18 protein-coding genes and 3 pseudogenes are annotated in these 23,472 nt (G+C 57.8%); 18 read left to right on the top strand and 3 right to left on the bottom strand.

The annotated features are described in order from the left end of the window. Positions 1-468 precede the first annotated feature (468 nt). From KY49_RS37250 to KY49_RS13900, 6 genes and pseudogenes are all read left to right on the top strand, one after another. Complete coding sequence (locus tag KY49_RS37250) at positions 469-702, top strand: hypothetical protein (protein WP_156162515.1); 234 nt, start codon at positions 469-471, stop codon at positions 700-702. 469 nt (positions 703-1,171) lie between these two features. Beyond that, positions 1,172-1,563: pseudogene (locus tag KY49_RS35620) on the top strand (transposase). Beyond that, positions 1,560-1,718, top strand: a complete 159-nt coding sequence (gene tnpB, locus KY49_RS13910) for an IS66 family insertion sequence element accessory protein TnpB (RefSeq protein WP_082062364.1) — start codon at positions 1,560-1,562, stop codon at positions 1,716-1,718. Before KY49_RS35620 ends, tnpB begins: the two are co-directional and overlap by 4 nt. 116 nt (positions 1,719-1,834) lie before the next feature. Next, positions 1,835-2,536, top strand: coding sequence for an IS4 family transposase (locus KY49_RS35610; protein ID WP_197083576.1), 702 nt, complete (start codon positions 1,835-1,837; stop codon positions 2,534-2,536). A 598-nt stretch (positions 2,537-3,134) separates the two neighbouring features. Beyond that, a complete protein-coding gene (locus KY49_RS13905) occupies positions 3,135-3,785 on the top strand; it encodes a hypothetical protein (RefSeq protein WP_156162514.1) in 651 nt (216 codons plus the stop codon). A gap of 14 nt (positions 3,786-3,799) precedes the next feature. Beyond that, positions 3,800-4,639, top strand: a complete 840-nt coding sequence (locus tag KY49_RS13900) for a response regulator transcription factor (RefSeq protein WP_156162513.1) — start codon at positions 3,800-3,802, stop codon at positions 4,637-4,639. A gap of 878 nt (positions 4,640-5,517) precedes the next feature. Here KY49_RS13900 and KY49_RS13895 read toward each other — a convergent pair. Both KY49_RS13895 and KY49_RS13890 read right to left on the bottom strand, forming a co-directional pair. Further along, the gene (locus KY49_RS13895) at positions 5,518-5,979 is read right to left on the bottom strand and encodes a hypothetical protein (RefSeq protein ID WP_042585194.1); all 462 of its coding nucleotides are present in this window, start codon (positions 5,977-5,979) and stop codon (positions 5,518-5,520) included. Positions 5,980-6,301: 322 nt separating this feature from the next. Next, positions 6,302-6,958 carry a DUF2968 domain-containing protein gene (locus KY49_RS13890; protein WP_052495674.1) on the bottom strand — a complete coding sequence of 219 codons (657 nt, stop codon included), beginning with the start codon at positions 6,956-6,958 and terminating at the stop codon, positions 6,302-6,304. A gap of 1,509 nt (positions 6,959-8,467) precedes the next feature. Here KY49_RS13890 and KY49_RS37245 point away from each other — a divergent pair. The 3 genes from KY49_RS37245 (at position 8,468) to KY49_RS35605 (ending at position 15,720) form a co-directional block, all read left to right on the top strand. Next, positions 8,468-9,115, top strand: coding sequence for a GNAT family N-acetyltransferase (locus KY49_RS37245; RefSeq protein WP_156162512.1), 648 nt, complete (start codon positions 8,468-8,470; stop codon positions 9,113-9,115). A 237-nt stretch (positions 9,116-9,352) separates the two neighbouring features. After that, on the top strand, positions 9,353-12,997 hold the full coding sequence (locus tag KY49_RS13880) for an indolepyruvate ferredoxin oxidoreductase family protein (RefSeq protein ID WP_082062362.1): 3,645 nt from the start codon (positions 9,353-9,355) through the stop codon (positions 12,995-12,997). Between the two features lie 1,571 nt (positions 12,998-14,568). After that, positions 14,569-15,720, top strand: a complete 1,152-nt coding sequence (locus tag KY49_RS35605; RefSeq protein ID WP_197083575.1) for a histidine decarboxylase — start codon at positions 14,569-14,571, stop codon at positions 15,718-15,720. A 400-nt stretch (positions 15,721-16,120) separates the two neighbouring features. On the opposite strand, the gene KY49_RS13875 is transcribed toward KY49_RS35605, so the two are convergent. Further along, positions 16,121-17,338 carry an IS110 family transposase gene (locus KY49_RS13875; protein WP_042585193.1) on the bottom strand — a complete coding sequence of 406 codons (1,218 nt, stop codon included), beginning with the start codon at positions 17,336-17,338 and terminating at the stop codon, positions 16,121-16,123. Between the two features lie 237 nt (positions 17,339-17,575). On the opposite strand from KY49_RS13875, the pseudogene KY49_RS13870 reads away from it, so the two are divergent. From KY49_RS13870 to KY49_RS39265, 9 genes and pseudogenes are all read left to right on the top strand, one after another. Then, positions 17,576-18,961: pseudogene (locus KY49_RS13870) on the top strand (BamA/TamA family outer membrane protein); the annotation flags it as partial. Positions 18,962-19,106: 145 nt separating this feature from the next. Next, positions 19,107-19,661: a transposase gene (locus KY49_RS38550; protein ID WP_231636410.1), complete on the top strand. Its 555-nt coding sequence runs from the start codon at positions 19,107-19,109 to the stop codon at positions 19,659-19,661. Beyond that, complete coding sequence (locus KY49_RS13860; RefSeq protein WP_042585192.1) at positions 19,658-20,149, top strand: helix-turn-helix domain-containing protein; 492 nt, start codon at positions 19,658-19,660, stop codon at positions 20,147-20,149. Before KY49_RS38550 ends, KY49_RS13860 begins: the two co-directional genes overlap by 4 nt. Before the next feature lie 29 nt (positions 20,150-20,178). Further along, a complete protein-coding gene (locus tag KY49_RS13855; RefSeq protein WP_042585191.1) occupies positions 20,179-20,388 on the top strand; it encodes a hypothetical protein in 210 nt (69 codons plus the stop codon). 155 nt (positions 20,389-20,543) lie between these two features. Then, positions 20,544-20,819: a hypothetical protein gene (locus KY49_RS37240; RefSeq protein ID WP_156162510.1), complete on the top strand. Its 276-nt coding sequence runs from the start codon at positions 20,544-20,546 to the stop codon at positions 20,817-20,819. Then, entirely contained in the window at positions 20,816-21,061 is a 246-nt protein-coding gene (locus tag KY49_RS13850; protein ID WP_042585190.1) for a hypothetical protein, read from the top strand. Before KY49_RS37240 ends, KY49_RS13850 begins: the two co-directional genes overlap by 4 nt. A gap of 10 nt (positions 21,062-21,071) precedes the next feature. Beyond that, positions 21,072-21,515: a hypothetical protein gene (locus tag KY49_RS13845; protein WP_156162509.1), complete on the top strand. Its 444-nt coding sequence runs from the start codon at positions 21,072-21,074 to the stop codon at positions 21,513-21,515. A gap of 4 nt (positions 21,516-21,519) precedes the next feature. Next, positions 21,520-21,867: a hypothetical protein gene (locus KY49_RS13840; RefSeq protein ID WP_042585188.1), complete on the top strand. Its 348-nt coding sequence runs from the start codon at positions 21,520-21,522 to the stop codon at positions 21,865-21,867. Further along, positions 21,864-23,230, top strand: a pseudogene (locus tag KY49_RS39265) (phage integrase family protein); the annotation flags it as partial. The gene KY49_RS13840 and the pseudogene KY49_RS39265, both read left to right, overlap by 4 nt. Positions 23,231-23,472: the final 242 nt, after the last annotated feature.

Genomic DNA, 23,472 nt, shown 5'->3' with positions numbered 1-23,472 from the left:
GAATTCCATCGTAATGCTGTTGATGGTTTGGGCGCACGTCTTCTGCCGATTAAATCTAGCTGAAGGTGGTCGGCGCTATCAATCAAACAATTGTCAAAAATCGGATTTGCAATTATTGCACCCGGCCGACGACGTTCGCGACATGCTCGCAAGCTGCCCGTAGCCCGTAGGCTTGACGTGGTTTCGGCCGTGTGCTCGGGCGTCGTCGCGTAGATTGGGTGCAATGCATGCTGCGCTGCGTCTGGCACGACAGCGGTCCAAGGCCACTTGCCTGCCAGCCGTTGAAATTCGATTTCGTGAGTTTTGCAAGCCTGGAACGTCTGAATCAGTCATGCGTTGTTGCCGGTTAACACTCCAGACTTATAAAATTCATGAAATCGTGACAATTGTGACAATGGTTGTGTTGCGAACCTTTATGGATGGCGCTAATCTAAAATTTCCGAATTTGCGAATTGTTTGCGGATTAATATGAAAAATGACAACGGCAGTGAGGGAAAGGGTGGGTGCGTGGACGAGGCGTTCGACGTCAGCGACCATTACTTGGAAATTCGGGAAATTGAGTTGCAGACCGTTGCATTTTCGCTTCATCCGCAATCGGTTGTAATGGCCGAAGCAGTCCGCCCTGTGGTGGAAGATGCGTGCTCTGTGCGCTCTGTGCCGGCACCAATTCGGAGATTTGGTAAAAAGCTGCGGCAAAATTAGTCGGCATGCGGCTTGGCAGGTTCGAGCGAATTAATGCACAAGCCGGCGATAGCATCGCATCGAGAGCATGCGTATATCGTTCTTGGCGAATTTCGAGGCATCTCCGGATAAAACGTGTCGTGCCGTCCGACAGGATGGCTTTGACCGAAATTCTGAAAACCGCATTCACTAGCTGCCCATTGTTGCGATGACTTTATCCTGAGCTGAAGCACTTGTCCGCCGCGTCCCCGGCTGGCTGGATTATGAATGCGGGGACCATACGCGCATGGATACGGTGTCCGCCATGAGGGCTTGGAGGGTGCGTTTCTATAGCTGCAGCCGGAGATCGGCCAGGACAAGGCAGGGCTCGTGTCCTACGTGATGCGTACGGTCTCGGAATCGCGACGCCGTGATGTTGAGCGGTAAGCGTGTCCCCTGCGCCGTCTCGACGGTGTGAAAGGAAGTTCCCAGAGTAGTCCCCACCAAAGTAGTGGGGATCAAAGTGACAACAGACGCACCGAAGAGAGCATCACGCAAAGGCATCCCGAATCACCCGATCGAATTTCGACGGCATCTGGCCAAGCTGGCCTGCGAGCCGGACGTATCGGTGGCGCGCTTGGCGATGGAGCATGGGGTGAATCCGAGCCTAGTATTCAAATGGCGTCGAGCGCTGCGTGCCGGCGAATACGATCCGGTGGATTTGTTGCCGGTGACCGTGGAAGCACCGGCACGAGAAATCGAGCAGCCGGCCCCAGCGCCGGTAGCCCGTGCCGCTCCGGCGGGCGTCGCAACACCCGTATGCGCATCGAAGGCTCGCCCCATGAAGCCACGCTGTTGCTGGTGCTGCGCATGTTGCGCGGCACGTCGGGACCGACAGCATGATCGCACTGCCCAGCCGCACGAAGATCTGGCTTGCCGCCGGCGTGACCGACATGAGTTCGGGTTTCAACAGCTTGGCCGCGAAGGTCCAGACCGTGCTGGAGCGAGACCCCTTCAGCGGCCACGTGTTCGTGTTCCGCGGCAAGCCGCCATGCTAAAGCAAGACGGTGGCGGCGCCCTTGCAATTACCCACAACCCGCGAGAGCAAGTTCATAGCCAAGCTGGATGTCGGTCAGGCGCCGGATGCCGCGCCACATGACGATATTGCCTGGAGGTGGATCGCCGGCACGCGCGAGATAATCATACGATCGTCGGCGAGATGGCGCAGATGAGAGTCAAGGGCCTGCATCGCATCGAGCTTCGCGATTCAAAAGGCCGCGTCGACGAGGCACTTCTCGAAATCAGATGTCGTTGCATTACTGTACTGCCTCCCATTGGCAAGCAAAAATGCTATCCACAACTGCGGTTGACCGTCATCCACGCCGTCGAGCAGTCCATACCAACGAGTCGTCCGCGCGTCGAGTGGAAGCTGATTACTGACTTGCCGGTAACGACCAGAAAGGACGCTGTGGAGAAGCTCGACTGGTATGCGATGCGCTGGAAGATCGAGACATTTCACAAGATACTGAAGTCCGGATGCAGGGCCGAGGAGTCGAAACTTCGTACTGCGGATCGTCTGGCCAACCTCATCTGCGTCTTTTGCATTCTCAGCTGGCGCATATTCTGGCTGACTATGCTTAGCCGATGTGTATCAGATGCGCCCTCCGGACTGGCGCTTTCGCACACAGAAGTCCAACTGCTTGACCGGCTCGTCGCGGATACACCAGGCACGGCTCAAGCCCCACCATTGTTGCGTAGCGCCACGAAGCTGGCCAGACTTGGTGGTTATCTCGCGCGTGCCGGCGATCCACCACCAGGCAATATCGTCATGTGGCGCGGCATCTCGGCGCCTGACCGACATCCAGCTTGGCTATGAACTTGCTTTCGCGGATTGTGGGTAATTGCAAGCCCGCCAGAAGTGGCTGAATCGCGAACTTCGCGGTATGCGGAATGCCGGAGGAGTCGATAAATTTGTCATAAGAATTTAAAATCGGTGTGATTCGTTAGCTATCCCTATAAGAATGATCTTACAGTGTTGTCAGTAAATACCGTGCGATATGAAATATTTGAGCGGATAGTTTATTTCCCCCTTGACGATTTGAGTGGAAATTCTGTTAAATCGACTTTGATGATTTGCGACGCCAGATGGGCGAGTTCGAGACAGCCGGTCGGTAAGGGCATGTGGTTGTATGTCCGTAAGCTCGCGCAAATGTCTGTCGATCTTGATGGCAGGCGGTGTGTCGCCTCGGTTGTGATACGCCTCCTAAGATAGCTTTGCGCGGAATAGTAGGAGGTTGTCTCGCCACATGCTTCACGGCTTCCTGGTCTGGGACGTTTGGCAGACTGAAATGAAATTTTTATGTGGATTTGCACTTTTCAGAATAATTCGTTAGTGAAGTAAATTACCTGATTGCGATGCTTATTTGATATATATGGAAAATTGGCCTGTAAATTGAGCTGGTTGGAGAAAGTCTATGGGCGCTTGTGATTCGATTTGTGTGCGTCTGGAGCCCGAGATTAATGAGGTAAATGCGAGTCTAATTGATTTTTATGTTGCGTTTTGTCGAGGGTGGGGCGCGCCATTTGGATGCCAGATTAATCGAACGTTTGATTGCTCGGTGTTGATGCCGTTCATCAACCTATATCTCAATAATGTTAGTGACGCCTTCGATTCAGAGGTCAACCTGCTGAACACCCACGAGTTCGAGCGGGAGGTGTTGAGTCCCTTCGCGACACTTTGGCATGTCCAGCCTTCATGGCAGGACTTCGCAGACCGCGATCTGGTCTTCTGGACCGACAGTGCACCACATTCGCTCAGAATGCGATCTGCCCGGCGGGCCGATGATATTTTCGATCGGGTCCTGGTAATCGCCCAGGGTGATGAGGCTCATATCTTTACCATGCCGTACGTGACGCAATCGTTGATCGATGAATTGATCGGCGCGATCGACAACGCGAACCTGTTTCGTTACAGGAAGCCAAGTATTCAGCGAAAACAGAAAGTGGGAGGGAGCTCATTGCGGCCGACAAACTCGGACGCGCGCGATGCGCTATGGCCGAAGCGGCGAAGGCGAGTTGGCCCCGTGGGGGCGGAGGCGATCGGTGACGCAGTCAGTCGAATTTGATCTACGGATAAGGGGTGGGCGATGAGCCGGGTTCGGGCTGGCTTCGATATTTACCGGGAAAAATTTTGGGGGCAGCGATGCACATTCTGATCATTACGGGCGACATTTTGCAGGCGGGAGCCATTGGGCAGTTCCTCCGTCACTTGAACTATCGAGTTTCGTGCATGGCCGACCCGAAGAATGCGATGAGTATTATCGAACAAGGGGAGGCCGATCTGCTGCTGCTGGACTGGGAGTCCTCCAAGGCGCGCGGTTCTGAACTGATCGAAGCGATTCGCTCGCGCAGCATAAAACCTCTGCCTGTTCTTTGCTTGGCCAACCAGGCATCCGAGATCGATCTCGCATCCATGCTGCGCGGAATGAACGACGACTACGTTCTAAAGCCGTTCAGTGGATTCGAGCTGGCAGAAAGAATCGACGCGAGACTGAAGGCGAAGTGCGTCGGTTCGGTTGAAAGCGGCCACGTATGTGCCGGCAAATTTGTATTGAATTTCAATCGAAGGAGCGTCTTGCTTCGCGGCGAGGAAGTGCGTCTCACGGCCAAGGAATATGATCTGCTCGCGTTTCTATTTCGAAACGTCGGAAAAGTCGTTTCGAGACAGCTGATATGGATGGCCGCTTGGGGCCGTCCAATGAGCGGGGTGTCGCGCACGCTCGACACCCACATTTATCGATTGCGGAAGAAGCTTGATTTGTCTCCCAGAAATGGCGTCAGGCTCAGTTCCGTGTACACGCACGGTTATCGGTTCGATATCGTCAATTGTGACGATGCCACCGATGCGCATCATGCTCAAACTTTGGCTTCGTTGCCGGGGGCCGTTGAGATGGTGCCGGAACTTCGGGTGGCACGATAATTGAAATTGCTGAAAACCGGGTAGTGCATGACGTCGGAAATGGAATCTAGAAGATGACCGTGAGGATCCAGCGAGCGCACTCCGAGTGACAAGGCGAAGGTGCCACTGGTGGTGCTACATAGTGAATGCACGCTGGCCGAATCGGCGTAACAATTCGCGAAATGTCCGCACCGAATCACGGGACAGGTGCGGGAAGATCGGTGGCGTGCATCTTGTGTGTTTGGCGCAGCGAGTCAGCTAGTGACCACCTTTCGAGCATGTGACTGCGCGGCAGAGATTCGGCACTGCCGCGAGATCGAGCCATGCGCTCTTACGTTCGGGGCGACAGGGCGTGGTCTCGGCGCCGTGCGGCCTTGAGTTTTTGCGTGCCGCTTCCCGGCTGACCAAGCGCGTACGCAGAAAAGGATCCTTGGTGGTTCGATTCGTCATACGAACGGGCCGCTTGGGCGAGTCGAGCTTCGCCGGGCGTTGGTTTCCTGCAATCTGCGGTACGGCGCTTTCGGCATTGCGATTGCGCACGGCGATCTCGTTCCCCACGTCAGCTAGGCTTAACCAACTTTACCAGTAGCCCGCATGAGCGGGCTGCGTAACTGTCGCTGCCATCGTTGCGCTAATAGACGGAATCCGCCGGAATATCAGAAAATTTCTTTTCATATTAGATATCAGCGGCCATCAAAAGTTGTCGTGCGTAGTCCTCAGGTCAATACGTCGTCCGGACTCTCGTCGTCTTCTGCTGCGCGAATCGCTAGCGAAGTAGCAACTTCCCACCAACCGACGGCGAGGCGATAGTTCGCCCGCGCTCTTTCCGATTCGATTTGCCAAGACGATCCGAGGAGGCAGTTCGCCAATGCGACATCGCACGGTAACGTTGTGAATGCTCATTCCCAAATATCTAGAACCCGGCTACCCGGTAACGGCGACTGATCCGGAGAATGGACAAACTTCCCCATCTTCTGCCACGCCTCAACGAAGCGATATTTTGGCGCGCTCGATATCACGTCATCGAAAAGCAGCAGCATCCGCTCGATGGCGGGTATTCTCTCTGCGCAGACTCGCCAGTCATGCCCGCCATCCGCAGCACGGATGCTCTCGTCTAGCGCCGCCTCGACTTCCCGAAACGACTCGACTTCGGCTTCGGAAATGTTCCGCTCCATCAGGAAATACGTCATGTATAGAGTCCGAAGCAAAGCGATCATCGATTCGGGTGTGCCCTTCCCAGTCTGAATGATTGCGAGTGCAAGATGATTTTCGAGTGAAATTTTGCGTGCGACACCGATTGCCAACGGTAGCAGCATGTCTCTGGTGCGCGGCACCCGAAGCGGTCCATTTTTTCGCTTCATGTACTATTGCTTGCTCTCAAGCATTCCTATCCAAGCCAAGTCGTTTTTGCTTCGCGTCCTGTCGGCAGGCTGGACACATCAAAGTCCCGGGTTGACTATACAAAATGTAAGTTCCCTGGCGCACGAAACAATGCTCTGCGCCGCACATAAACGTGTAACGGGCGGCGTAGCCGGACCATGTATCCGCCAGGCAGCGCCAACCGTTCGATTCTGCCTGGCTCTTCAAAGCATTCATTGGACCACCAAGGTCCGTCGCGCCAATCGCGCTATGCGAGCAAATCGCGTTCACGACAGTATCCATCATGTTCGATGAATGCAGGACTTACGACTGGTGGTACGCTCTGCGCTTCCTACCATGAGTATGGTGTTCGCTCGGCAAGCCGCCATATACCTGACGCTGCAACTGTCCTACCTGCGTTCGTGCTTGCATTAGCTTCGTCTGAGCGGCGTCGCGCTGCGCTCGCAGCTCCATCATCTGAGCCCGTGTTTCCAGGTTCCGATTTTCCGCACGGGCTGCTTGCTCTCGAGCCGTATTCAAATCCGCGCGGAGTCGGTTCTCGCGTTCTTCCACCAATGCTAGCCGTTGTTCCGTCTGCGCCTTCTGAGCTTCGAGCTGTGTCCGACGCATTTCCGCTGCGGAGAGCTGTTCGGTTTGCCTAACGAACGAGCGATAAATCGAGCCAGTGCGAGCTTCATCTTGTGCCTTGACGACGCGCCAAACGGCCCCCTGCTGGATCAACGCCGAATAGTACGTTCCCGTTCGTCTATCGATCAGAAGCCGGGCGTCGTAATCCCCGTTCGATGTGCTGCGCAGGGTTTCCAACGCGTTGCGTTCCAGCATTTGCTGCACCTCCTGTACGTCGCCGACCGATGGCCCGTTGTCTGTTGGCGCGGGCGAAACTTGCGCGCTTTGGACAGGCACTTTCTCCGGCTCTGCCGACGTTTGCGCCGATGCGTCTCCGGCTGACACGAGCGACATTGCAACGGCAATGGTGAAGTATGCTGGGTAGCGGCTGGGTCGAATCATACTTGTTAGGTTATGTTGAAATGAAATTTTTAGGCGTCACGCAAAGACGTCCCGGTGAGCGACCGTGGATTCGGGAACGCAGAGAAGGAGAACAAATGCGCTTGGCGAATTGTTCGAACGGCATCATGACAAGGCGACAGGAGTCGATCGCGGTGGATTGTTCCATCGGGGATATCGATGCAGCCATCCGATCCTGTATCCCTGACTCCATGCCGCAATTTCGGAATACATAAGTGTTAGACAGTGTTGCGATCGCATTCCTAGCTCGTGGAGCTCTCGCGGCGCCGGCGTTCGTGTTGTATTCATATCCACTCTGTCCAGCATACGAATGCGCGTCTAATGGGGCGCGAATGCACATCCGGTCGTTCCGATGCACTTTCGACAACGAGCGAGCGCGCATCATCCGATATTTGTCTCTTCTACGGCGCTACGACTTCTACCCAGAGACGCCAAATACGACGTGCCGAAAGAAGCCGAAAGAAGAACACGCTGACTTGCCTTGCGGCGATTCTAGGAGCAAAGCTAACTTTCAAGCATCAACAATTGTCAGGCGCAGCAGCGAGTTTCGGACACCGTCGAGCAACGATATTACGAGACGAGCATAGCTTCCTACGCCACGGCATTGTGCACGCCGTGCGCTCGCGCTGACGTATCGAGAACTCAATGTGCGGGGTGCTCGACGTCGTGTTCGGCGAAGATCAATGCCGGGTGTCGATCAATCATGCGGCGTATCACAACGATCCGCTGCACGATGACCCGCAAACCAGGACGGTCTTCAGTTCGAGCGGCCCAGATGCGGGGCGATCGCAGACGTGCATTCCGTGAAGAATCGATGGTCAAGTAATGTGAAATTTTGACAATTTAACGTCATGCACAAATTTGGATGCCTTCGTCTACATATCCCTGTTCACGCATGAATTTGACAATTGTTGGATTGCATAAAAATTTAACTATGCATAGCATTGAATCATATCGGCAAGAGAAAATATTCGAGGAAAAAGGTATTTTCTTATTTTGCGTTGGATGTATAAGGGCAGGTGGGTGATATTTTTTGCGGAGTAGGGTGTTGTCGTTCCTGTTGCTGGACGGTTTGTTTGGGTCGGGCGGTGCAGCTGATTAAAGTTACCGATGTTCGCGAGATGTTTTGGTGAAGTCGGTGCGACGAGATGCTTGTCGTTTTATTTTTTGCATGGCTAATGAGTTTGTTGTTATATGGATTTAAAAATTAATGACTTGTGGGGTGGTGTTGATTGGTAATGCCGAAAAGTAGTAAGTAAATTCGGCGGTAGAGGTTAAACAGGTTTGATCACCCGTTTGAATCGATACGGAACGCGGGCAACTACTATCTTATGCAACCATAACTGATCACAGGGAGCATTTAAACTGGAGAACGAGGATTGACGCGCATCGACTCCAACTGTTGATTTGAAACGTTATGAGACTTTTGAGGAAAGCATCAACATGACACAGAGCAAAACCCCGCATCTAGCCGTCAGGCGGATCACCCCGTCTGACCGGGCTGTCGTGACCGGAATTTTGACAACCGCCTTTGCCAGGTGTCCGCTATTGCGGTGGCTGTATCCCGAACCGGATCGCTACCTACGCTGTTTTGCCGGCTGGCTCGACCACTACGCTGGCGATCCTTATCTACGTGGAAACGGGGTGGTTTATGAGGGGCTGGAAGGCGCATTAACGTGGCTGGATCCATTGGTGCCACAGGATGTGTCGGGACTCATGTCCTACATGATGCGAACAGTTCCGGAGTCGCATTGCGGTGATGTTGAGCGCGTATTTGAAGGATTTGCCGAGCATCATCCGTCGGAACCCTGCTGGTACTTCACGATGCTGGGTGCCGATCCTTATTACCAGAAACGGGGGCTGGGCGAGGAGATATATCGCTATGGTGCGAGCCTGACTGATCAGGCAGGCATGCTTGCCTATGGCGAGACGACAAGCGAGCGCGCCGCGCAAATCTATGAGCGCTTTGGGTGGGAGGTAATTGGTGAGGTCCAGTCGGGAAGCTCGCCACCGTATTTTCCAATGACGCGTAAACCGCAGAATCCGCCGTTGAAAACGGCAGTGATTCTCACTGGTGACGAAATGGTCTAGCCGCTAACCGTTGATGTGGGCGAGTGGGCGCATTTCATCTGTCGGGAGAATTGGGCGAGACAATCGTGAGCGCGTCGATGTTGGCGCGCCAATCGGAAGTGGCCTTCAATTTCAAAACCCGATTAACATGGCTTTGACGCCGATCTATAGCGCCGGTTGCGCCACGCACTTTTCCGTTTCGGGGCACATTGGCAGCGGGCGGAAATTGCAGGTGCAACTTTCAAGAATAGACTAACCATGCAGATTGATACCACTGTCCCTATCAACCAGCAGGTGACTGATGTCCAATCGGATCACTCTTCGCTCGCTGCGGTAAAACTGGACGACAAATACACCAGTACATCCGGAAGGATATTTCTCACCGGGATCCAGGCCTTGGTGCGCCTGCCGATGTTGCAGCGTCAACGCGATCTTGCCGCCGGACTAAATACCGCTGGATTCGTCTCGGGCTATCGTGGCTCACCGTTGGGAGGTCTCGACGAAGCCTTGTGGAAGGCCCGCCAGTTGCTCGAAGACAAGCACGTCCGGTTTGTTCCAGGTGTGAATGAGGACCTGGCGGCATCAGCCGTCTGGGGCACGCAAACCGTCGATCTGATCGGCCCGGCAAAGTACGACGGCGTGTTCGCCATGTGGTATGGCAAAGGCCCGGGCGTTGACCGTAGTGCAGACGTATTCAAGCACCTCAATCATGCGGGAACGTCGCGGCATGGCGGCGTAATGCTTGTTGCGGGTGACGACCATGCCGCCTATTCGTCCACGTTACCCCATCAGTCCGACCAAATCTTTGCGGCATGCATGATTCCCGTGCTGTATCCCTGCAGCGTACAGGAGTATCTCGATCTAGGCCTGCACGCTTGGGCGATGTCGCGCTATTCCGGCTGTGCGGTCGGTTTCAAGGCGCTCGCCGATACCGTTGAATCGGCTGCTTCGGTCGATGCTGACCCGTTCCGCTTGCAGATACACTATCCCGAATCCTTCGAGATGCCGGAAGGTGGCCTCAATACGCGGCTATCAACGGATTCCCTCGGCGTGCAGGCGCGAAAGCAAGAAGCTCTGATGCATGACTTCAAGATCGACGCGGTGCTCGCATACGCACGTGCCAACAGACTGAACCAGGTCACCATCGACAGCCCGAGGGCGCGTCTGGGGATCGTGGCGTCCGGTAAGTCGTACCTCGATGTGCTTGAAGCGCTGGAGGAACTCGGGATCGATGGGAGCGCGGCCGCCGATATCGGACTCCGGCTCTTCAAAGTGTCGATGCCATGGCCCCTTGAGCCAGAAGGCGTGCGTGGTTTCGCCCTGGGTCTCGATGAAATCCTCGTTATCGAGGAAAAACGCCAGGTCGTTGAACACCAATTAAAGGAACAACTGTACAACTGGCGCGACGACGTGCGCCCCTCCGTGATTGGCAAGTTCGACGAAAGTGGCGAATGGGGATGTTCGCGCGGTGAGTGGCTGCTGACGTCGAAAGCTGACTTGTCCGTCGCGACGATTGCGCGTGTCATCGCGGAGCGCATTGCGCGTTTCCATACAAGTGAGCGCATAAAGGCTCGGCTTGCCTTTCTGGAAGCGAAGGATAAGGCGCTGAATGAAGCGGTCAACACAGTCCCGCGCCCACCCTATTACTGTTCCGGCTGCCCGCATAACACTTCGACAAAGGTCCCCGAAGGCAGTATCGCTTTGGCCGGCATCGGTTGCCACGTGATGGCGACGGCAATCTACCCCGAATACAACAAGTTGACGACGCATATGGGTGGAGAGGGAGCTCCGTGGATTGGCCAGGCCCCGTTTTCGAAGGTGCCTCACGTGTTCCAGAACCTCGGGGATGGTACATATTTTCATTCGGGCTATTTGGCAATCCGCGCGGCTATCGCGGCCGGCATCAACATTACTTACAAGATCTTATACAACGATGCTGTTGCGATGACGGGCGGCCAACCCGTTGACGGCACGATCAGCGTGCCGATGATTGCGCAGCAGATGGTGGCTGAAGGCGTCAAGCGCATCGCCCTCGTCACCGAAGACCTGAGCCGTTATGCAGACCGTTCGGCGCTGCCGGCAATCGTCACATTGCACGTGCGCAAGCAATTCGACGCAGTGCAGCGAGAGTTACGGCAAGTATCCGGTGTTTCGGTCCTGATCTACGACCAGACCTGCGCCGCCGAAAAGCGACGCCGTCGCAAGAAGGGCGAACTCCCGGATCCGAACAGGCGCTTGTTTATTAACGATGCGGTTTGTGAAGGATGCGGAGATTGTGGAATTCAATCCAATTGCACCTCCATACTGCCGCTTGAAACGGAGTCTGGCCGCAAGCGCACCATCGACCAATCATCGTGCAACAAGGACTACTCGTGCGTAAAGGGGTTTTGCCCGAGTTTTGTTACGGTCCAGGGCGGTAAGCTGAAGAAACAAAGAGCGGATACCTGCGCTCTGGATGATCTGGGTGCTCTGCCCGTACCCAATCTGCCCGCCTGCGATGCGCCATACAACGTTCTCGTCACGGGCATCGGCGGCACCGGCGTCATAACGATCGGAGCACTGCTCGGCATGGCCGCACACCTCGAGGGCAAGGGTGCCTCGGTGCTTGACATGACCGGCATGTCGCAGAAGAACGGTTCAGTCACTTCTCACGTTCGAATTTCGCGACGCCCAGAACAGATTTTCACGCAACGTATCGCTGCCGGCAAAGCCGATCTCGTTCTCGGATGCGACATGCTGACTGCGGGCGCACACGATGTGGTATCGAAAATGCATTTTGAGAGAACACGCGCCATTGTCAATACGCATCAGCAGCCCACTGGCTATTTCACCAAGGATCCTGATTGGCAGTTCCGGTCGGCGGACGTCCAAGCCCTGATCGATGAAGCCGTTGGGGGGCGAACCCAATACATCAATGCGACACGCCTTGCCACGGCGTTGATGGGCGATTCGATCGCGACGAACCTGTTCATGATCGGTTTTGCTTACCAGAACGGGGCATTACCCTTATCCGAGGCTGCCATTCTGCGCGCTATTGAACTCAATGGTGTCGCAGTCGACGCCAATAAGAAAAGCTTTCTTTGGGGCCGTCGGGCAGCGGTGGACTTGGCACACGTAGAAAAAATAGCCTTACCAGAACAACCTGTTGCGATGCATTTTCCCAAAAGCGTGGATGCGCTGATCAAGTGCCACGTCGAATTTCTAACCGATTACCAGAGCTCATCTTATGCAGCGAAGTATAGAGACCTGATTGCCCGCGTAGGTGATGCCGAATCGAAACTCGGGCGCGGAGATAAATTGATTCGCGCGGTGGCGAATTCGTATTTTAAATTAATGGCATACAAGGATGAATACGAAGTGGCCCGGCTGTATACCGATGGGCGGTTCATAGAAAAATTGAAACGGGAGTTCGAAGGCGAATTCACGCTCAGGTTCCATTTTGCACCACCACTCATTGCACGGAAGGATGCGGATGGGCAATTGATCAAGATCGAGTTTGGGTCGTGGGTGGGGTACTGCCTCAGACTTCTTGCAAAATTCAAAATGCTGCGCGGTGGCCCTTTAGACCCGTTCGGCTACACGGCGGAGCGGCGGATGGAGCGTCAATTGATCGTCGACTACCGCGAGGCGATTCTCCGTCTGATTGGTCAGCTGGACGCCGAGCGCCTGCCTATCGCGATCGAACTCGCGACTCTTCCGCAAAGAATTCGCGGTTTCGGGCATGTGAAGGAAAAGGCCATAAAGCAGTATCGCGTCGAATTTTCGAGACTGATGCAACGATATGAAGGAATTTCAAGTGAATTCCACATATTCAATGAGAGCACGAAGGAGCCGATCGAGACAAGTTTCCCGCCACATAGGTCTGTATTGTCGCAACAGAACCGGACCACTCGAACGGCTTAAGTTTTCACGAATGGAACCAGCGCGCTCGCGCGTGTTGGTTCGCAACAATGGTCATTGCGGTCTTCGGTCCGACTCCTTCGATCTGTGCAATGCGTCGGCTTGCTTCACTTGCGCTGAATACCACTTCAAGCGCTAGTGCTCGGATGGTTTCGAATTTTGATGCGACAATGGCGAACCTTTGCGGGTGACGTTCGCGCTGGATTGCCGCAGCCATAAAGCGCAAAGATTGGTTGCCGCGACAGCGAGGCTATAGCGGCTACGTGGTGCGCGAAGTGATGTCGGCCGCCGTCGAAACCTACTTCGACAACGCGCGGGAGTCCCGTTAGAAATTGAGTGGCTGAGAGACAACGGTTCCGGTTATACGGCGGGCGAAACACGGCGCTTCATCCCCGCAATCGGTTTGAACCCATTGGCCAGGTTGGTATGGGATTCAAGGGTAACCGGCGCAGCCGAGAACTTCGTGAAAGCGACAAAGCGCGATTACGTGGAGTTCATGCCAAGGCGGGACGCCGCGACGGCCGTACAAAACCACCCGTCGTGTTCGATCATCACAATGGGCGGTATCTCCGTTATGCGCTGATATATCGCCAGCTACGCGAGTTTCACCGCACCATTAATTCACCAACCGTAGCATGTTGGTGTGTTCTGGACAGTGGGGACAACTCCAGGTACCGGTATTGGTGCGCAAGGGAGGTTGCTCCACGCCAATCAAGCGAAGTTGCAGTGATTGCTAGCGTCTCATGGAGGCGGGCGCTGCGTTACTTATGCGGTCGGCACCTCGGATCCAATCTGAAAGGCGGCAGGCTATGACAATTGCCAATACCGATAAGCCGTTTCTAATGAATGTATTCCGATTGCCTTTCAACTTGACTGGCTTTATATTGGCGATGTGCCAGCTCGTTGTCTGATAATCGTTTTGCACATGACGAAAAGCGATGTCAATTTTTGACTTGAGCTAAGCGCGACGGCGAGAGCTCTCCGCTGTAATTGGCAATCGCGGCCGATCCGGAAGGGACATCCTGCGGATCAGGTGCAGCAATCTGCGAAATTGATTATTTTGACAATTGTTGCATTGTGCTTCTCGGTCGCTTCGTTCAATATTTTATGCGAGTGGATGCTTTTCGTGTGAAAGAATTGGAGGGTAATTCTGGCCTGTTCGACAGATTGCTGCGCCACGGATTTTCGTCGTCATGGTAAGAATTCGTACGAAAATTGAGATGTTTTTGTTGTATTGGATTGATGTCGTCTTAGAAGCTGTGTGATATTTTCAGTAGGCTCAAAAGGCTTATATGGGGTGCGATAGACAGCCTTACAAGGCAATTCACGTCGCAATTGCTTGCCGGGGCGCCAAAAGTGCCTCGGCGATATCGTTGCAAATTCGATAGATCGTGCAAACTATCGCATCTCTATAACACTACGAGCGTACCGACGAGAAATTTCGCGACCTCAGTGCATGGCTGGAAACATAGGGGTTGTCTGAATTTAAAAAAAATATAGGCAACGCCGTCGCAGCTCGAATGGGTCAATATCGGTCTCGACTATATTTAATCTCATTCCGTGAGGGGGTGCATATGCTCAGTGCTGAAGATAAAGTGCTGCTGAATAATCTCTTTGTTTCAATTGGGCGGGCGAATTCGAATTGTCTTGGCTACCCATTTGCTCGCGGCTTTGAATGCGATCAGTTGGGTAAATTCACGCAACTTCCTGCAATTAATATGGGGGATCCATTTGAGTGTGGGAATTATGGGGTAAATTCTAAAATATTTGAGCGAGACGTGGTGGACTTCTTCGCCTCGCTATTCAATGCCGAAGCTGGGTCATATTGGGGGTATGTCACTTGTGGTGGTGCTGAAGGGAATTTATCGGGTTTATATCTTGCTCGTGAGATGTTTCCCGCTGCAGTGACTTATTTTACTCGCGAAACAAGAGGAAATATTAGGAACGCAACGCGCCTTTTAGGCCTGCGCCATGTCGAAATACGGGCCATGAAACACGGCGAAATGGACTATGACGATCTCAAGCTGCAGGCAATGGCAAGGAAAAGGCACGATGCAATTGTGGTTGCGAATATAGGAACTGCAATGAAGGAGGCGCGAGACGATATCGTAAAAATCAGAAGCACACTTGAGGAAAGCGGCATACGTAATATTTACATTCATTGCGATGCATCTCTCTCCGGGCCGTATGCGACATTCATAAAGCCACGTCCAAATTTCGATTTTTATCATGGCGCTGACTCAATTGCCATAAGCGGCCATGAATTTTTCGGCAGTCCGGTGCCGAGTGGGGTTTTGTTGACGCGAAAGAGTCATGTGGAGCACTTGACGGTAGATGGAGCTAATCCCCAAGGACGCGCCTCGGCGATTATTGTGGACTCGCGAAGCGCATACGCGATACTGGTACTTTGGTATGCCATCCGCAGCCTTGGAAAGGACGGCATTAGAAAGCGCATGGAAGTATGTGGGGATATCGCCTCGCAAGCCACACACTTAATGAACACTCTAGGGATTCCTGCATGGAAGAATCCCGGTGCAATTACCGTCGTTTTTCCTGCTGTTTCCGCTTTACTTGAAAAGAAGTGGCAAATCATGACCGCCGACGTCAGCCAAATTATCGTCACTCCGGGCACAAGTATTTTTCAAATCGAATCGATGGCGCGGGAATTGATTGTGGAGAGGCGGCGTGAATGTGGTTTGTCAATGAATTCAGAATATAATAAATGAAATTCTTTGTTAAAATCAAATGACTTGAATTAATGCCACGGGGATCTCAGTGTCTTGCGCGCGGTCGAGGTCGGGGCGCGGCCGGGCCGGCTACCGCACAAGACGAGTGTCCCGGCGTTGCGCATTGGCACAAATATGCCGCACACTGCGCGCGTGGTCGAACTGGTACGTTCAGCTTGGCACGGTATTCGGTTATGCGGATAATTTGCCTGCGGTGCCCCACCGTCAGGAGCCCATCTATGGCCGCGATCATCGGCATGCCACTGTCGCTTCCGAGCCTCCGTGGTCCGCTGCGTCATCGCGCAGCTTAGCCGGTGTCGCTGCGGTTCAACACGAACTAAAGTCGACGAATACGGGGTCGGAAAACATGAAAACAGGAAGCGGGGCGGGTAACGTGCCCCTATGTCTTTCGCCAAGCGTTAGGGGCTGACTTGGGTTGGTAAATGGTGCCGTCACGCAGCATGGCGAACAGGACGTCGCAGCGTCGCCGTGCCAGAGCGATGAGCGCTTGGTTGTGGCGTTTGCCTTGCTGGATCTTGCGTGAGTAATAGGCCCGTGAGACTGGGTCCCGTAAGGCAGCGAAGGCGGAGAGGAACAAGGCGCGCTTGAGCACCTTGTTGCCTCGCCTGGATGGGTGCTCGCCACGGATCGACGAGCCTGAGCGCCGGGTGACCGGCGCAAGGCCAGCGTAGGCCGCCAGATGAGCGGCCGAAGCGAAGGCCTTATGGGCAACTTCGGTCAGGAGTCTGGCGGCGGTCCTGACGCCGACTCCCGGCATGCTGGTCAGGACCGGCCAAAGAGGGTGAGCAAGCACCAGCCGCTCAACTTCGGCGGCGATTTCGTCACGCTGCTTGCGCAAGGCGGCGAGTTGCTGGGCCAAGCGGGGCATGACGATGGTGGCAGCCTGCGTGCCGGGCACGATCACGGCTTGCTCGTTCAGCGCTTGAACGATTTCGGCCGCCAAGCTTTTGCCGATGCGGGGCGCGAGCTTGGTCAGGCGGTTGGCGAGCGTCTTCTCGCTGGCAGCGGCGAGCGCGCTTGGGGATGGGTAGCGCTCAAGCAGATCGAGCACCGCCGGATGGTCAAGGCGCGGTCCGAGAACGCGTTCGAGCGCCGGATGGATCTGGGTGAGCAGGCCGCGAATGCGGTTACTGGTTTGAGTGACTTGAGCGGCGAGATCATCGTCGAAGCCGCACAGCATGGTGAGCTCTGCGAGCTGCTCGTCGGCCAATCGAAGCGAGCGCAGCGTATGCGGCATCGAGCGGGCGGCTTCGGCGATGATCGCGGCATCGCGGGCATCGGTCTTGGCTTCACCGGCATGCAGATCGGCAATGCGGCGCATGGCCAGTCCCGGCAGATAGGCGACGAGTATGCCTTCAGCGCGGGCGACGGCCACGGGAAGTGCGCCGATGGTGGAAGGCTGGTCGACGACGAACAGGAGTCGACCGTGAGTCTTGAGTTCGGCGATGAGGGCGCGCAGCTTGGCCTCGTCGTTGGGTAGCGCCTTGTTGTACAGGCGCTTGCCGTTCCGATCGAGTGCAACGGCGTGATGCTGGCCTTTACCGACATCGACGCCGACGAAGACATCGACGGCATCACGTTGTTGTGTGTCTTGCATCGCAGTTTGTGCAGAGTGAACGGATTGGCCTGCAACAACGGTGGCAAGTCTCGGCATCCACGTTACGGACGGCGTCGGGATATCCCGGCCAAACCCCTATCAGCGATCACCAGCCACCCACCAGGCCCGGTGACAACACCCCCCCGGATCATGACTGCGACTGGGGGCGGGAATCATGCCGGACCTGGCTGGCCAAAGCCCCGATTATCGGGGCGTGAAGATAGTAACGGGGGCACCGCGGGCGAAGCCGCCGCCATCGCAGCGTTGCCGCGGCTTTCGCGCTACGCGCTGTCGCCCGAGCAATACGACGCGTACCGGGCCGTGCACAAGAGGCCGCCGCCGCAGCCGATCCACATCACGTCGATCGAGATCCGGACTAACGGCTCGTCGGTGCCGAAGCAGGTCGTGCGCAACGCGCTGCACGTGAAGCCTGGCGACGTCTACGATCCGCAGGCGGTGAGCGCCGACCTGCTGTCGCTGACGACGAGCGGCAATTTAGAGAACGTCACGCAGCAGATCGTCAACGAATGCGACGAGCACCGGCTCGTGATCGACGCGCAGGAGAAGTACTGGGGGGCGAATTTCCTGCTGTTCGGGCTCGGGATGTCGAGCAGCTCGACGGACGAAGGCGGCTTCCGGCTGCATCTCGGTTACCGGCGACCATGGCTCACGCCGTCCGGTCTCGAATTCCGCGCGGACACGACGCTCGGCAGCGACATGCAATCGGCGTATGTCGAGTTGCGCCAGCCACTGTCGGACACGATCGGCTATTACGTCGCGCCGTACGCAGAATACGTGCGGCACCATGTAAACCTTTACGACGACGGAGACGATATCAAGAAAACGCGATATCGGTTGCAGACGGAGCGCGTCGGCATTGACCTCGGCTTACCGATCGGCCCGCTAGGTGATTTCCGGGTCGGTCTCGCGTATGCGCGTAGCACAGGCTCACCGACCTACAACTTGTGGACCTATGACGATGATCAAACTACGCAGCGGTCCCCGCTGTACCCGAATTTCGTCGGGTACGCGCTGACAGCGCGCGCAAAACTCGTGATCGATCAGCTCAATAACCCATTGTTCCCGCGCAGGGGCTACTACGCGGAATTCCGGATAGAGCGTTCGCTGTCGTCATACGGCGGCATTTCAGCTCCCGCGTTGGCCGACACCATCGGAAACACGCCGTACACCGAGGTCTACGGCAAGGCGATGATCGCACGGCAGTTCGGTCGACACAGCGTAAGCGCGACGATCGAGGGCGGCAAGAGCCTCGGCGGCGCGAACTTCGGCAATCCGCTCGGATACACGCTTGGCGGTTTCCTGCATTTGTCTGCTTATGCGGCAGATCAACTGAGTGGCGATGCACTCTTCTATGGACAAGTCACCTATATGAACCAGCTGGCGACGTTCAACGCATCGCCGATCAAGGCGTTCTACGTCGGCATGAGCGCAGAGTCCGGCAACGTGTGGACGCCCGGCGCGCCGATCGGCAGCGGGGCGCTCAAGCAGAGCTACACGCTCTTTACGAGTCTGATCACGTCGTTCGGGCCGGTATATGTCGGTGTCGCATTCGCGCCGGGAGGGCGGCGCAACCTCTACTTCCGACTCGGTCGCACGTATTGAGGCGGAAACGTCTGGACGTGGCGGTTTGCGCGACGAGGTGCGGGCCTGAGCGAACACTGTAAGGCGTCAATAAACGACGCCCTTCCAATGAAGGGCAGAAGGTCAGAAGCTAAGTGTCCGCGTGGACACATGCACTCAGACCGTGATGACCGAGAAACAAGACCTTCGAAGCAGGCTGGTGGTTGGCCGCAGGCGGGATGGCCGACGGGAATTTGATGAGGCTGCCGTACAAGAGCTGGTCGAGCTTTGCCTGAAGCCGGGCGTGTCGATTGCCCGAGCGGCCATGGACCACGACGTCAATCCGAATCAGTTGCGTCGCTGGATCTCGCGCTATCAGCAGCATATGCCGCGGGCGCCGAGAGATCCGGACCCGATAGTAATCGATGGCGCTTCGATCGACGTCTCCGGGTCGAGAGGCAGAAGTCCGGTGGATATGCGTTCCCCGTCGGACCGTTTTACGTGGCGCTTGACCCGACAAAATGTCGTGCTATGTTGTAGCAACATGACGTTTTGTCGGGTTTCTGGCCGGAGGGCCGCTTTGGAAAAGATCGGAGACGAGGTGTTGTACGTGTATCGGTGTCCCGCCTGCGGCCATCGCGGCGAGACGCGACGGCCGGAGGACGATGCGCACGAGACGGCGCGGCGGCCACCTGCGCGGGCTGCCACGGCCCGGTCACGCTCGAATGGGATGGCGGGGTGACGCTCTCCACCATCGGCGAGCGCGTCAAGCCGACGCCGGCGGACCTAAAAGCGCTGCGCGCGCAGGCCCGCCGCACCCAGGAACAGGTCGCCGAGCAGCTCGGCGTGAACGTGCGCCAGGTGCAGCGCTGGGAGGCCGGGCAGGGCACCATGCCCTACGCGACGTGGCGCCTGCTGCGCCTGACCTGCGCGTTCCACTATCCGGTCGACTTCGTGCGCGCGCCTGTCGTCACCGCCGCGTCGATCCAGAACGGCGACGCCGTCGAGCTGCACGCGCTGGACGGCACCCGCCTGCAGGGCGTGGTCTGGCTGGATCGTGCGCACGATGGTTTGATCGACGAGGAGTCGTACGGCGCGTTTGTCACGGGTTTCCCGGACCAGCCGACGGCCGCGCAAATCGGCCTGTTCCGCATCGGCGAGCGTGTAACCTTCGCGCGCGCCAACGTGATCCGCCTCGAGCAGCGCGTACCCCACGCGCCGGCCGCCTGACGCGAGCCTCGCGCCTTCACGGAGACCGCATGTCGACTTTGACCTACCAACGGCTCACGGCCCGCGCCGAGCGGACGATTCTCCGCTTGGTCGTGGAGAACCGTGAGCACGCAATCGGTGCACTCGAATTGTGGGAAGACTTGGTGACGGAGCTCAACGCGTTCGGGCGGACCATCTACGAGGCTGACCGTGTGCGCCTGCAGGCGCTGATCTACGGCGACGACATGCCGGCCACATAACCGCTTTCTCTTGGAGCCCTCCTCGATGGACCTGTTGAAAAAACGGATACCCGCGCTGGACGATCGACGCCCTTGGTACGGGCATCCTGCACCGCGCCTTCGTCGCGCTGCCGGACACTCTATGCGACCCGGGGCAGGTTGCGCAGGAGCGCACCGTGTTTTTTGAGGCGCCGAGCTCGGCGAGCGCGGCGGCGCACCTCGAGCAACTGCTGGCCGCGGCTTGGGGCGTCGACACGCGCGACTGGACCGCGCGCGGCTTCATCTGCAACCTGTTCGACGCGCGCGAACTGGTCGAGCGCGCGTACGGCCGACGTCGACCTGTCCGTGACGCCGCGTGTCGCCGCGCGATTACGCGCGTTGCTCGCGATCGTCGAGCAGATGTACGAGACGGCGCCCGGTGCGCCGGCGGCCTGACCGCGAGCGAGCCATGATCGACCAGATGCTCTACGCGGTTCGCGAGCGCGTTGTCGCATGGCGCCGGCCGACCGATCTGGAGGTGTGCGAGGAAGACGTCATCGCGCAGCTGCTCGACGCAATCGACGCCGCGCTGGCGGCCGTCGTCGCCGGCGTCGCGGCCGAAGCCGACAATGATGGGTTCGCCCCGCTCGAGCGGATGCTTGGCCAGCTGGCCTTCGTGATCCTGGTCACCCGCACGACGCGTTGCGGCAGTTGATGCAGGCTCAATGGCGATGGTTGACGGATGCGTGCGTGCTGACATGATCGACCGCCGATCCGCACGTGCTGCCCTGCAGACGGCGCTCACCGACGCGATCGCGCGCGACTTCGGTGACGCGCTTCGCATCCACCACTACGTCGACGCGCTGCCGGGCTGGGCCCCGACGCCTGGCTACTGCCACGACCAGGTCGACCGGTGGCTGCGGTCGCATCCCGGCGACACGCCCGTGCGCGGCTGGATCACCGATGTTTGCTTTGATTGCAGCATTCGGTTTGCCGCGCACTCGCTGGTTCGCACGGCTGCGGGCGAACTGCTCGACGTCACCTATACCGCGCCTGGCTACCCGCAGTACTTCATCGCACATCCGGCCGCCGCCGGCGAATTTTTCGCGCTGGTGCGCGGCGAGCCGCCGCTGCCCTTCGTCGTCGTGCCACGTCCCGACAGGAGTTGATTCCATGGCCCGTGCCTCCACCAAGCAATCGCCGGCTCGTCCGGCGCCCCGCCACGTCGATGCCGTGGTGTTCTCGGTCGCGATGCGTTCGGGCGACGTCGAGGTGATCGGCATCCCCTTCGAGCATCGCGGCCGCTCGTGGGCCGTGCACGGCATCGTCGGCTTGTCGGCCGAGGACGCGCCGTGCTACACCGTCTCAGACGTGTTGTCCGGCCGGCATGTGCCCAACAGTGAGGCGCGGACGATCGACAAAGCGCGCGCGGCCGCGATCGCAACGCTCGATGCTGTCCCTAACGAGGCGTGGGCGAAGGCCTTTGGTGCCGACCCGCCAGCGCAAGCCGCTATCGCTTGATCGACGATGGCCAAAACCGCCCGCAGCAGCTGACGCTGCCCCCGCTGCGTGCCTACAGCCGCACCGAATTCACCGCGCTGCGCGCGCGTGAAAGGCCTGCCTCTCGAGACGATCGAGCGGCTTACTTCGATCGCGACGCCGACGACCGGGTCGACGTCGCGCAACTGCTGCGCACGATGCGCGACGATCTGGTTGAGGCCGCGTTGCGCGACGGTTCGCTCGTACCTGCGGGCGGCGATCGACAAATTCGGCGAGCCGCGCCTCACGCCCGTGTCCCTGCAGCTGATCGAGCAGGTGGCGGCGCAGTGGGCGGTCGCCGCGCCGGCGGCCGAGCACCGGTCGGCCGGTGGTTCCGGTCGATCGTTGCAGTGCGACTGGCGGGGGAGGGGATTCGCACGCCCGGCGAGCTCGTCACGTTGGTGAACCGCCGCGGCGGGCAGTGGTGGCGATCGGTGCCGCGCATCGACGCCGGCCGGGCCCGCGTGCTGGTAGCTTGGCTGCGGCGTCACGCCGCGTCAATCGGCGCGGTTGTCGAGCCCAACGTCGACGCCGGCGACGCACTGGCGCCGACCACGACCCGCATCACGACCGGCGCGGGGCAGCTGACGCCGCTCGAGCGCCTGGCGCTGGCGGACGCACTGTCCGGTGCGCACGGTGCGAACCGCGCGCCGATGTTTGCCTATCTGGGCGCCGCACACGACCTGGATGCGGTGCGCGCGTACCTTCACCACTATGACGATCGGCCGGCCACGCGGCGCGCGTATGCGCGCGAGCTCGCGCGCCTGGTGCTAAGGTGCGTAGCCGAACGCGGTGTCGCGCTGTCGTCGATGCGGGGCCAGGATTGCGAGGCCTAAAAGGCGTTTCTGGTCACACCTGGCGAGCGTTTCATGGGCCCGCCCGTCGCGCGCACGAGCGGCCGATGGCGGCCGTTCGCGCCGGCGGTCTGGCGCCGGAGAGCCAGCGCTACGCGGTACGTACGATTCGCGCCGCGTTCACCAGGCTGGTCGCCGTGCGCTACCTGGCCGGCAATCCGCGGGCAGCTGTCACGGATCCGAGCGTCGTCAAGCGCGTGCGCAAGCTGCAGGTCGAGCGGGCCCTGCCGCTCGACCTGTGGACCCGCGTGTGCGCGACCCAGGCCGAGCGCGGCGAGCTGCAGGGGCTGAGCGGGCCGCGCTGGCGCGCCGCACGCGCGCTGCTGCTGCTGGTGATGGCCGACGGCGACACCCCGTCCAGTTGGCTGCTCGAGATGGTTGGCAAGGGCGACAAGCAGCGCTTCGTGCCGATCAGCGACGTGTACGTCGACGCGTCGCGTGCACACTTGCGCGATCGCGGGGCGGATTTCGACGCGGCCGCCGCGGCCGGGCCTGCCGTAGACCAAATAAAAGATGTCAACTCGAAATGCCCGCTGCACAAGGCGCTCGACGCTTGAGTTGACGCCCATTAGCGGGTCCGGTGTCAAGTGAGCAAACAACATCCGCGACTGTCCAATCAGCCGTTTTCTTCGATTCCAATACCCGCATGCAATGGCCGAGCGCGCCCGTTTCTTCAATTCTTGGCTGCGACGGATCGCGCCAGACACCCATCAGGATCAAGCGAGCGGCGTGC

The sequence above is a fragment of the Burkholderia sp. MSHR3999 genome, from assembly GCF_000833595.1.
GTDB classification, from domain to species: Bacteria; Pseudomonadota; Gammaproteobacteria; order Burkholderiales; family Burkholderiaceae; genus Burkholderia; species Burkholderia ubonensis.
This window is presented reverse-complemented; position numbering and strand designations above follow the sequence as displayed.

Coding starts and splice junctions, on each gene's coding strand:
- KY49_RS37250 (WP_156162515.1), top strand. CDS start 469: ATGAAAAATGACAACGGCAGTGAGGGAAAGGGTGGGTGCGTGGACGAG.
- tnpB (WP_082062364.1), top strand. CDS start 1,560: ATGATCGCACTGCCCAGCCGCACGAAGATCTGGCTTGCCGCCGGCGTG.
- KY49_RS13905 (WP_156162514.1), top strand. CDS start 3,135: ATGGGCGCTTGTGATTCGATTTGTGTGCGTCTGGAGCCCGAGATTAAT.
- KY49_RS13895 (WP_042585194.1), bottom strand. CDS start 5,979: ATGAAGCGAAAAAATGGACCGCTTCGGGTGCCGCGCACCAGAGACATG.
- KY49_RS13890 (WP_052495674.1), bottom strand. CDS start 6,958: ATGTCGCTCGTGTCAGCCGGAGACGCATCGGCGCAAACGTCGGCAGAG.
- KY49_RS37245 (WP_156162512.1), top strand. CDS start 8,468: ATGACACAGAGCAAAACCCCGCATCTAGCCGTCAGGCGGATCACCCCG.
- KY49_RS13880 (WP_082062362.1), top strand. CDS start 9,353: ATGCAGATTGATACCACTGTCCCTATCAACCAGCAGGTGACTGATGTC.
- KY49_RS35605 (WP_197083575.1), top strand. CDS start 14,569: ATGCTCAGTGCTGAAGATAAAGTGCTGCTGAATAATCTCTTTGTTTCA.
- KY49_RS13875 (WP_042585193.1), bottom strand. CDS start 17,338: ATGCAAGACACACAACAACGTGATGCCGTCGATGTCTTCGTCGGCGTC.
- KY49_RS38550 (WP_231636410.1), top strand. CDS start 19,107: ATGACCGAGAAACAAGACCTTCGAAGCAGGCTGGTGGTTGGCCGCAGG.
- KY49_RS13855 (WP_042585191.1), top strand. CDS start 20,179: ATGTCGACTTTGACCTACCAACGGCTCACGGCCCGCGCCGAGCGGACG.
- KY49_RS13850 (WP_042585190.1), top strand. CDS start 20,816: ATGATCGACCAGATGCTCTACGCGGTTCGCGAGCGCGTTGTCGCATGG.
- KY49_RS13845 (WP_156162509.1), top strand. CDS start 21,072: ATGGCGATGGTTGACGGATGCGTGCGTGCTGACATGATCGACCGCCGA.
- KY49_RS13840 (WP_042585188.1), top strand. CDS start 21,520: ATGGCCCGTGCCTCCACCAAGCAATCGCCGGCTCGTCCGGCGCCCCGC.